We start from the raw sequence: 10,145 nt of genomic DNA, 5'->3' as shown, positions 1-10,145 counted from the left end.
GACTGGAAGGACGCCCTGACCGAGATCCTGGGCGGCCAGGACCCCGCGGAGCCGCCCGCCGAGGAGCCGGAGGGGGTGGCCCTGGAGTTCGACCTGCGCCGCGAGCCGTACCGGTACGTGCACGGCACCGGGCGTGCGGGCTCGCCGTGGCATCTGTACGTCCGCCCGGTGCGCCGGGGCCGGCGGGGCGGGTGGATCAAGGGCGGGCTGGACTGGGAGTCCGTCACCGCGGACGCCGGCCGGTGGGCGCTGAGCCCCGCGCAGGTCGACTGGTTCGACGAACTACGGGCGCTGAGCGCCACCCGCTCCCCCTGGGCTGTGCACGACCGGCACTGGATCCGGCTCGACTCCTACGCCTCCCCCCTGTTGTGGGGCATCCTCGCCCGGGCCGACGCCGCCGGGATCACCCTGGTGGGCCGGGAGCACGGCCTGCCCGTGACGGTCGAGGAGCCGGGCCGCTTCCACGTGGACGTGGTGCGCGGACCGGGCAAGGACCTCGAGCTGCGGCCCACGGTCGACAGCGGCGGGCGGCGGATCGCGCTGGCGACCGCCCGGATCATCGGCGACCCCGGGCACGGACTGTTCGCCCCGGACGGGGAGCCGCAGGACGTCGCGGACACCGAGGACCTCAACGCCTTCCCGCTGCGGCTGGTCCCCCTGGCCACCAGGCTCACCCGCGAGCAGCGCCGCTTCCTGGACACGGCGGGCGGACTGCGGATCCCGGAGGACGAGGTCCAGGAGTTCTTCGACCGATACTTCCCGCGGCTGCACCGCAGCATGGACGTGGTCACTGGCGACGGGTCCATCGAGCTGCCGCAGGTCGCCGATCCCGAACTGGTGCTCACCCTGGAGCACCAGGAGCTCACGATCCGCGCCCGCTGGGAGTGGGAGTACCAGAAGGGCCGGGAGCGGATCCTGCTGCCCTTCCGCCCCGAGGACCCGCTCGCGGACGAGCCCGTGCACCGCGAGTCGTCCTGGGAGACGGCGGTCACCGCCGCGGTCCGGCACCGGGCGCCGGGCGTGGACTTCCGCCGCTCGAGCTACGTGGCGCAGGACGCCCTGGTGCTCGTGCGGGAGTGGCTTCCCGCTCTGGAGAAGATCCCCGACCTGCGGATCGAACACACCGGCGGGCGGCGGGCCTACCAGCAGATCGCCGAGCCGCCGACGATCACGGTCAGCACGGCCGCCACGGAGCGCCGCGACTGGTTCGACCTGGGGGTCACGGTCAAGGTGGGAGAGTTCTACATCTCCTTCGCCGACGTCTTCCGCGCCCTCGACCTCGGCCAGGACGTGATGATGGCCCCGGACGGGTCCTGGTTCGCCCTGGACCGCCCCGAGTTCGACCGGCTGCGCGAGCTCATCGCCGAGGCCCGCTCGCTGCAGGAGAGCCCTGAAGGGCCGCTGCGCATCCACCGGCACCAGGCCGGACTGTGGCAGGACCTCGAGGACGTCGCGACGGACACGGACCAGGCCGAGGCCTGGCGGGAGGGGGTGCGCTCCCTGCTGGAGCTCCAGGCCGTCGAGGCGCCCCCTGTGCCCGCGACCCTGCACGCCGAGCTGCGCCCCTACCAGCGCGACGGCTACGCGTGGCTCAGCGTGCTGTGGGACCACGGCCTGGGCGGGATCCTCGCCGACGACATGGGCCTGGGCAAGACCGTCCAGGCGATCGCCCTGATCTGCCGCGCCGTCGAGCGCGACCCGGACCTCCCGCCGTTCCTGGTGGTGGCGCCCACCTCCGTGGTGCCCAACTGGACGGCGGAGATCCGCCGCTTCGCCCCGTCCCTGCCGGTCGTGGGCGTGACCGACACCCAGGCCAAGGCCGGCACCGGGATCGCGGACTCCGCGGCGGGCGCCCGCGTGGTGGTGACCTCCTACACGCTGCTGCGCCTGGACGAGGCCGCCTACCGGGCGCTGTCCTGGGCGGGGGTGCTCCTCGACGAGGCGCAGTTCGTCAAGAACCCCCGGACCAAGGCGCACCGGGCCGCGAAGGAGCTCGACGCCCCGTTCAAGCTCGCGATCACGGGCACCCCCCTCGAGAACAGCCTCGTGGAGCTGTGGGCCCTGCTGTCCCTGACCGCGCCCGGCCTGTTCCCGTCCCGGCGGAAGTTCACGGAGACCTATCAGCGGCCCATCGAGCGCGGGGAGGACGCCGCCGCGCTCGCCCGCCTGCGCCGCCGCGTCAAGCCCCTCATGCTCCGGCGCACCAAGGAGTCCGTGGACCTCGAGCTGCCGCCCAAGCTAGAGCAGACCATCGAGGTGGAGCTCTCCCCCGCGCACCGCCGCATCTACGACACGCGCCTGCAGCGCGAGCGGCAGAAGGTGCTGGGACTGCTCCGCGACCTCGACCGCAACCGGTTCACGATCTTCCAGTCGCTGACCACCCTGCGCCTGCTCAGCCTCGACGCCTCCCTCGTGGACCCCGCGGCGGACGTCTCCTCGAGCAAGCTCGACCTGCTCTTCGAGCACCTTCCGGAGATCGTGGCCGAGGGCCACCGGCCCCTGGTGTTCAGCCAGTTCACGAGCTTCCTGAAGAAGGCCGCGGCCCGCCTGGACGAGCTGCGGATCCCCTACGCCTATCTGGACGGCTCGACCACGGACCGGGCCGGGGTGCTCGAGCGGTTCACCTCCGGGGAGGTGCCCGTGTTCCTGGTGAGCCTCAAGGCGGGCGGTTTCGGGCTCAACCTCACCCAGGCGGACTACTGCTTCCTGCTGGACCCGTGGTGGAACCCCGCCACCGAGGAGCAGGCCGTGGACCGGACGCACCGCATCGGCCAGCAGAAGAAGGTCATGGTCTACCGGCTCGTGGCCCGGGACACGATCGAGGAGAAGGTCATGGAGCTCAAGGAGCGCAAGGCGCGGCTGTTCACCGCCGTGCTGGACGACGACAGGATGTTCTCGAGCGCCCTCACCGCAGAGGACATCCGGGGGCTGCTCATGAGCTGACCTGCGGTGTCGTGCACCGGCCGGTCGCGGACCCGTCATCGGGGGGTCACATTGGCCCGGGGCGCGCGGGCACCGGCGGGCACCGACTAGCATCGGAAGTGCGCGGTGTCGTGCGGCGGCGTGGTGCCGTACGACGGCGCGGCCCCCTGCGACCCGGGCACCGTCCCCGAGCCGTTCCGACCATCCATCCGACCGGAGGACCCCCATGCCCTACGCCGTGGCGGGCCTCGCAGCCTTCGTGCAGCGCTATGGCTCGCTGATCCACGCGATGGCCGAGCGCGGCATGACCCGCGGACAGGTGCGGATGCGCTTCCAGCTGCTGTTCCCGGAGGAGCCGGTCGCGCTGCTGGACGCGGCGATCGCCCACCTCGGGGAGCGCTTCACGGAGGACCCCTCGACCCCGGAGATCACCGACGGCGCGGTCGGCGCCGGCGTCTGGCTCGTGATGGCCCAGCACCTCGGCCTGGCCCCGGACCCCGACTACGCGGCGCTGCACCTGAGCGCGGACCTGGTCCGCGACGTCACCGGGCTGCTCGCCGCGTCCGACGCCGACGGCTCGCTCACGCGGCGCACCCTGGGGCTCATCGGGGCCGCCCAGCAGCACTGCGCCCGGGCGTCCTCCTGCCGGCCGCTCAGCGCGCACAGCTACGAGATCGCCCGGCTGGGACTGTGCACCGAGTCCGACTTCCTGTGCGTGCTCGCCCACCACTGGCCCGTGCCCGAGCGCACCGTCTCCCAGCGCCTGGGCGGCGGGCGGTGGGACGTGGCCCTCGAGCGGATCGGCCTGAGCGCCGGCACCGAGCCCGCCCGCGAGCACGTCTTCACGGAGGAGGAGTACGCGACCGCCGTGACCGCGTTCCTCTCCCACTGCCGCAGCACCGGTCACCACCCGACCACGGCCCGCTACGGCCGGTGGGTCGTCGAGCAGGAGGCGGGCAGCACCCGCCGTCCATACTTCGACGGCGTCCGGCGGTTCTTCGGCTCCTGGGAGGAGGCGATGCGCTTCGCCTCCGCCCGCCAGCCGGCCGGCGAGCCCCCGGGGGACGGGTTCGCCGACACGAGGACCTGGTCCGACCTCGCCACACCGGAGGCCCAGGAGATGCTGGGCCGCGCCGGCATCGGCGTGGTCCTCTCCGACGAGGCCGTCCCGGTGGCGGACGAGGGCGTCTGGGAGGACCTGCGCCGGCTCATCGCCACGGTCCTCGCCCGGCTGCCCTGGAACGACTTCCTCGTGGTGGAGTACGAGCGCGAGGACGACCGCTCGGAGGCTCCTGTCGCCTGGGCCGGCGTGGGCCCGCAGGGCGTGGAGTGCGCCGTGCTCTCGGGCGGCCAGCTCACCGACGCGGCCTGGCCCGTGGACGCCACCTTCTTCCACGAGGACGAGTGGAACGAGCCCGCCGGCCGGGACCAGCCGTGGACCACCGCCCCGCTGGGCTTCCCGGAGGCGGCGCAGAAGCTCGTGGAGGGCCTGCGCTTCGGCTGGGGCTGCTCGGACCCGTACCGCTACCACTGGGGCGTGGGCTCGTTCCCCGCGGAGAACCGCGACGAGGCCTCCGTGATCGCCCCCGACCGGCGGCAGTGGCACGCTCCGTCGTCCGCGGACACCGTCGACTCCTGAGCTCCGACCGGGCGATCCATATCCCGGAGCCGGGCAGTCATGCAGGATCGATATCTATCCCCGGAGAAGCGGCGTCCTAGGCCGGCACGGTCCGCTGTTCCGTCGCCGGGGCCCCCTTCCCCGGTGCCGGCACTCCGCCCCGTCGCGGGCCCCGCCCCCGGGAGCACCCCATGGGCCGCCACGCGCCGAGCACCACCGGGCTGGCCGCCCGGCCGGGCCGAGGGCTCCGGCGGGACGGGTCCGCGTCGGCGACCCTCGCGGGCTTCGTGGCCGTGGTCGTCTCCTGCTCGAGCCCCGTGCTCGTGGTCCTCGAGGCCGCCCGGGCGGGCGGACTCGGCCCCGAACTCACCTCCTCCTGGCTGTGGGCCGTCTCGGTCGGCTCCGGGATCACGTGCGCCGTCATGAGCCTGTGGACGCGACAGCCCGTCATGGTGGCGTGGTCCATCCCCGGGGCGGCGCTGCTGATCACCTCGCTCGGGAACTACTCCTTCTCCGACGCGGTGGGCGCCTACCTCGTCACCGGTGTCCTGGGACCGCTGCTGGGCGTGACCGGTCTGATCGGGCGGATCCTGGCCGCGGTGCCCCGGCCCGTCACCGCGGCCGTCCTGGCGGGCGTGCTGTTCCCGATCGCCATCAAGGTGGCCGCGGCCGTCGTCGAGAACCCGTGGGCGGCCGGGGCGCTGGTGCTCGGCTACCTCCTGGGCCGGCGCTACTGCCCCCGCTACGCGGTCTTCGCGGCCCTGGGCCTGGGGGTGCTGGCCGCTCTCCTGCGGGGTCGGATCGAGCCCGTGGCCCTGGACCTGCCGCTCACGCAGCCGGTGCTGACCGTGCCCACGCTCTCGTGGGAGGCGATCGCCGCGATCAGCATTCCGCTGCTGATCGTGACCGCGGCCGGGCAGAACGCCCCGGGTCTGGCGATGATGCACACAGCCGGCTACCCCGCGCGGGACCGCCGCCTGCTCGGCGCCTCGGGCGTGGCCTCGGTCGCGCTCGCCCCCTTCGGCAGCCACGCCCTCGACCTCGGCGCCGTGACCGCGGGCATCGCGACCAGCCCCGAGTCCGACCCGGACATCGCCCGGCGCTACGTGGCCGGCGTCTCCTGCGGGATCTTCTACATCGTCTTCGGCCTGTTCGCGGACACCGTGGTGGCGGCGTTCTCGGCGATCCCGCCGGGCATGGTCACGGCCCTCGCCGGCGCGGCCCTGCTGGGCGCGCTGCAGGGCTCCTTCTTCGACAGCATGCACCCCGGCAGGCACCAGCCGGCGGTCATCAAGGCCGCCCTCATCACCCTGGTGGTCACGGTCTCCGGGATCGCCCCCTACGGCATCGTCTCCCCGTTCTGGGGCATGCTCGCGGGCATCGCGGCGTACGCGATCCTGCGCCGCCCCGCGGCGCCCGGCTCTGCCTGAGCGCCCCGGTCGCCTTCGGTGCACCGGAACCCGGGGCCGCCGCCCCCGGTCTACACTCGTCGGGAAGCGAAGGGGAGTAGTTCCCGGGTGCCGCGCACCCGTCGGTCTGTCGCCATCCCGGTCTCGACGAGGAGTCCCGGCAGCCCACCCGTGCCCGCGGGCGAACGAGACCTTCCGGACGACACCGCACCCCGGTCGGACCCCGAGCGCGCTGTGCTGCCCGGGGCCGCCGCGGCCCGAGGAAGGCCCCCATGGACCCCGCACCCGATGACCGCTCCCCCACGACCCGGGGAGACCCCGTCCGCCCGGCCGAGCCGGACCGCGGGCAGATCCGCCGCTGGCGCAAGTACCTCGCCGAGGAGCGCGCCGAGGCGCGGATCTACCGTCTCCTCGCCGCCCGGAGCACGGGCCGGGAGCAGGAGATCCTGCACCAGGTCGCCGAGGCCGAGCAGCGCCACGCCGAGCACTGGGTCCGCCTGCTGGGGCCGCACGCGAGCGCCGAGGCCCGGCCGTCCCTGTACTCCCGGCTGCTCATCTTCCTCGCCACGCACTTCGGCTCCGTCTTCGTCCTGGCCCTGATCCAGCGCGCCGAGAGCCGCTCCCCCTACGAGCGCGAGGAGGACGCGTCCGACGCCATGGCGGCCGACGAGGCGGTGCACGAGGAGATCATCCGCGCGCTCGCCACGGAGGGCCGGCACAAGCTCTCCGGCAACTTCCGGGCGGCGGTCTTCGGCGCCAACGACGGCCTCGTGTCCAACCTGGCCCTGGTCATGGGCGTGGGCGCCACCGGGACCTCCCCCGGGATGGTGCTCTTCGCGGGGATCGCCGGCCTGCTCGCGGGGGCGCTCTCCATGGGGGCCGGGGAGTTCGTGTCCGTGCGCTCGCAGCGCGAGCTGCTCGACGCCTCCCAGCCGACCCAGGTGACCCTGCACGTGGCGCCGAACCTGGACCTGGACGCCAACGAGCTCGTGCTGGTCTACCGGGCGCGGGGCATGAGCGAGGAGGCCGCCGAGCACCGCGCCGCGGAGCGGCTGGGATTCTTCGAGTGCGACTGCGACCCCTCCCGGTCGTTCCGGGACACCGTGGAGGACGAGCCGGAGCCGCACTCCACGATGGCCCTGGGCACCGACCTGGGGGCCGCGGCGTCCAGCTTCTGCTTCTTCGCCTCCGGGGCGATCATCCCGATCCTGCCGTACCTCGCGGGTCTCACCGGCGTGCCCGCGATGCTCGTGGCCCTCGCGCTGGTCGGTCTCGCCCTGCTGGTCACGGGCGGCCTGGTCGGGCTGCTCTCCGGCGCCTCGCCCTGGAAGCGCGGGCTGCGCCAGCTCGCCATCGGCTACGGTGCCGCCCTGGCCACCTATCTGCTCGGTCTGCTGTTCAACACGAGCGTGGCCTGACCCCGGCGCAGGGTGTCACGAAAGCGAACGACGACTGTCCTCACTTAGGGGGACAGTCGGAGGAGGCGCCGGACGCTTCCGCCGGAGACCTCGGTGCGAAAAGCCTGGTGGGAGCGGACATCGCGGGCGTTTCCCCGCTCCCGGTCCCGGGCCGGCGGGCCACGGCCGCCCGTCCGAGGGGCGTTCGTGGTCCGTCCTGGGAATTGCCCGTGGAAACCGGGTGCACACGCGGCACCGGGTCGGCTAAGGTGGCGATCGTGGTGAGAACCACAGCAATGGGGGAAATTGCACGGGTAGGACCGATTCGGACGCACTGGGGGGTGCACCGTCTGCGGCACCCGTGTTCTGAAAGCCGCTCAGCCCACGGCTCTCCTCTGTTGAGGCGTTCAACGCCTGCCGATGGCCGCGGGTCCTCCATGGGAGGCGCATCTCTCCCCGCGCCGGGCGGACTCCTACCGCCCGTTCCCGCGGCCATCGGTCGACACCGCTCCCGCCGTGCACCGGCCGCCCGGCACGGCACGCCGTCCCGGCCTCCTGCCCGCTGGGGCTAGGATCGTAGGGCCGCGCCCGCCGTCGTCGAGACCGGACCCGCGCGGCGCACCCGTCACCAGCGCCGAGGAGCCCGCCCATGCCCGCCCAGGGGACCGTCGAACACGTCCTGACCGTCCACTGCCCCGAGGCCCACGGGCTCGTGAGCGCCATCGCGTCCAACCTCACGCAGCAGGGCTGCGACATCTTCGACGTGAAGCACTTCTCCGACCGGTTCACCGACGAGTTCTTCATCCGCTGCCACACCGTCAGCGAGGCCGGCACGGCCACCGTCGAGTCCCTGACTGAGGGCTTCGCCCCGGTGGCGGAGCAGCACGACATGCGGTTCCGGCTGGTCTCCGCGCAGCGCCGGACCCGGGTGCTCGTCATGGTCTCCCGCTTCTCCCACTGCCTCACGGACCTGCTGCACCGCACCCGGATCGGCGAGCTGCCCATCGAGATCGTGGCCGTGGTCTCCAACCACCTCGACCACAAGAGCCTCGTGGAGTGGCACGAGGTCCCCTTCCACCACATCCCCGTCACGGCGGCGACCAAGCCGCAGGCCGAGGGCCGGCTGCTCGAGCTCGTGGACCGCTACGACGTCGAGCTGGTCGTGCTGGCCCGCTACATGCAGGTGCTCTCCGACGAGCTGACGCGGGAGCTGTCGGGCAGGTGCATCAACATCCACCACTCGTTCCTGCCCTCGTTCAAGGGCGCCAAGCCCTACCACCAGGCCTACGCCCGGGGCGTGAAGATGGTGGGGGCCACGGCCCACTACGTGACGGCGGACCTCGACGAGGGCCCGATCATCGCCCAGCGCGTCATGCCCGTGGACCACGCCCACACCCCGGCGGACCTCGTGGCGGTGGGCCGCGACGCCGAGATGCAGGCGCTGTCCCGCGCGGTGAAGTGGCACGCGGAGGGCCGTGTGGTGCTCTCCGGCAACCGCACCATCGTCCTGGTCTGACACCGCGCCGCGGGACGGCCGGTCGCGCTCACGCCCGCGCCGGCCGGACCGCCCGCACCGGGACGTCGGCCGCCCCGAGGGGCTCCACCCGGACCGGGACGCCCGTCTCGAGGGACTGCTGCGCGGCGTCGGCCACCCGGGAAGCGGCCACGGCGTCACGGGCCGTGCACGGGCTCGGGATCTCCCCGCGCACCACCCGCACGAACGCGGCCATCTCCCGGCGGTACGCCTCGGCGAAGCGCTCGTGGAAAGTCGTGTGCGCCGGCCCGGCCGGGAACCCGACACCGGGCTCGGCCGAGCGCAGGGCCATGTGCTCGTCCATCCCCACGGCCACCGAGCCCTTCGAGCCCTGCAGCTCGAGCCGCACGTCGTGGCCCGCGCCGTTGTAGCGGGTCGCGGCCACGGTGGCCACCGTGCCGTCGTCGAGGGTGAGCACGGCCAGCGCGGTGTCGACGTCCCCCACCTCGCCGATCCGGGGGTCCCCGCGGTTGGACCCGCGGGCGTACACCTCGACGACCTCGCGGCCGGTGATCCAGCGGAGGACGTCGACGTCGTGCACGGAGCAGTCCCGGAACAGACCGCCCGAGGTCGCGAGGAACTCCACCGGCGGCGGGGTCATGTCCCCGGTCACGGCGCGCACGGTGTGCAGCCAGCCCAGCTCGCCCGCGGCGTGCAGCTCCCGGGCCCGGACGTAGCCGGGATCGAAGCGTCGCTGGTGCCCGATCTGCACCACGCCCTGCGCGCGCTCGATCTCCTCGAGCAGGGGCAGCGCCTCCGCCACGGACAGCGCCACCGGCTTCTCGCAGAAGACCGGCAGCCCCGCCGTCAGGCCCACCCGGATCAGCTCGGGGTGCGTGGCCGTGCCGGTCGCGACGACGAGGCCGTCCACGCCGTGGTCGAGCAGCGCCTCGACCGTGGGCAGCGGCACCGCCCCTGTCCGGCCGGCCACGGCGGTCGCCTGCCCGGGCACGGCGTCCACGATGCTCAGGCGCACGGCCGGCTCACCCCCGGGATCGCGCAGGGCGGCGAGGTGGGCGGCGTGCATGGCGCCGATGCGGCCGGCGCCGATCAGTCCGATCCGGACGGTCATGACGGGGGTTCCTCTCACAGGGTCGGGCGTGGGACCGGCCCCGCCCCCGAGGCGTCGGGGGCAGGGCCGGGGTCGGGGTCAGGCGCGGGGACGCGCCTGGGACTCGGCCATGTCGGCCTGGACCTGCTGCATCTGGGAGGTGTGCCCGCCGAGCTGCTCGAGCTCGTGGGTGAGCTCCTCCAGTTCCGCGCCG

6 protein-coding genes are annotated in these 10,145 nt (G+C 73.7%); 5 read left to right on the top strand and 1 reads right to left on the bottom strand.

Annotation, left to right across the window (positions count from 1 at the left end; translation table 11 throughout):
• The 5 genes from ACFU0Y_RS14710 to purU all read left to right on the top strand — a co-directional run.
• On the top strand, positions 1-2,943 hold a 2,943-nt coding region (locus tag ACFU0Y_RS14710), incomplete at its 5' end, for a DEAD/DEAH box helicase (protein ID WP_380215269.1).
• A gap of 205 nt (positions 2,944-3,148) precedes the next feature.
• Positions 3,149-4,561: a hypothetical protein gene (locus ACFU0Y_RS14705; protein ID WP_380215268.1), complete on the top strand. Its 1,413-nt coding sequence runs from the start codon at positions 3,149-3,151 to the stop codon at positions 4,559-4,561.
• Between the two features lie 170 nt (positions 4,562-4,731).
• Entirely contained in the window at positions 4,732-5,970 is a 1,239-nt protein-coding gene (locus tag ACFU0Y_RS14700; RefSeq protein ID WP_380215267.1) for a benzoate/H(+) symporter BenE family transporter, read from the top strand.
• A 251-nt stretch (positions 5,971-6,221) separates the two neighbouring features.
• Positions 6,222-7,367, top strand: a complete 1,146-nt coding sequence (locus ACFU0Y_RS14695; RefSeq protein WP_380215266.1) for a VIT1/CCC1 family protein — start codon at positions 6,222-6,224, stop codon at positions 7,365-7,367.
• Between the two features lie 628 nt (positions 7,368-7,995).
• Positions 7,996-8,862 carry a formyltetrahydrofolate deformylase gene (purU, locus tag ACFU0Y_RS14690; protein WP_380215265.1) on the top strand — a complete coding sequence of 289 codons (867 nt, stop codon included), beginning with the start codon at positions 7,996-7,998 and terminating at the stop codon, positions 8,860-8,862.
• Positions 8,863-8,890: 28 nt separating this feature from the next.
• Here purU and ACFU0Y_RS14685 read toward each other — a convergent pair whose 3' ends face one another.
• Positions 8,891-9,952 carry a Gfo/Idh/MocA family oxidoreductase gene (locus tag ACFU0Y_RS14685; protein ID WP_380215264.1) on the bottom strand — a complete coding sequence of 354 codons (1,062 nt, stop codon included), beginning with the start codon at positions 9,950-9,952 and terminating at the stop codon, positions 8,891-8,893.
• Between the last annotated feature and the right edge of the window lie 193 nt (positions 9,953-10,145).

This window comes from Kocuria sp. NPDC057446, from assembly GCF_042802875.1.
Lineage (GTDB): Bacteria > Actinomycetota > Actinomycetes > Actinomycetales > Micrococcaceae > Kocuria.
This window is presented reverse-complemented; position numbering and strand designations above follow the sequence as displayed.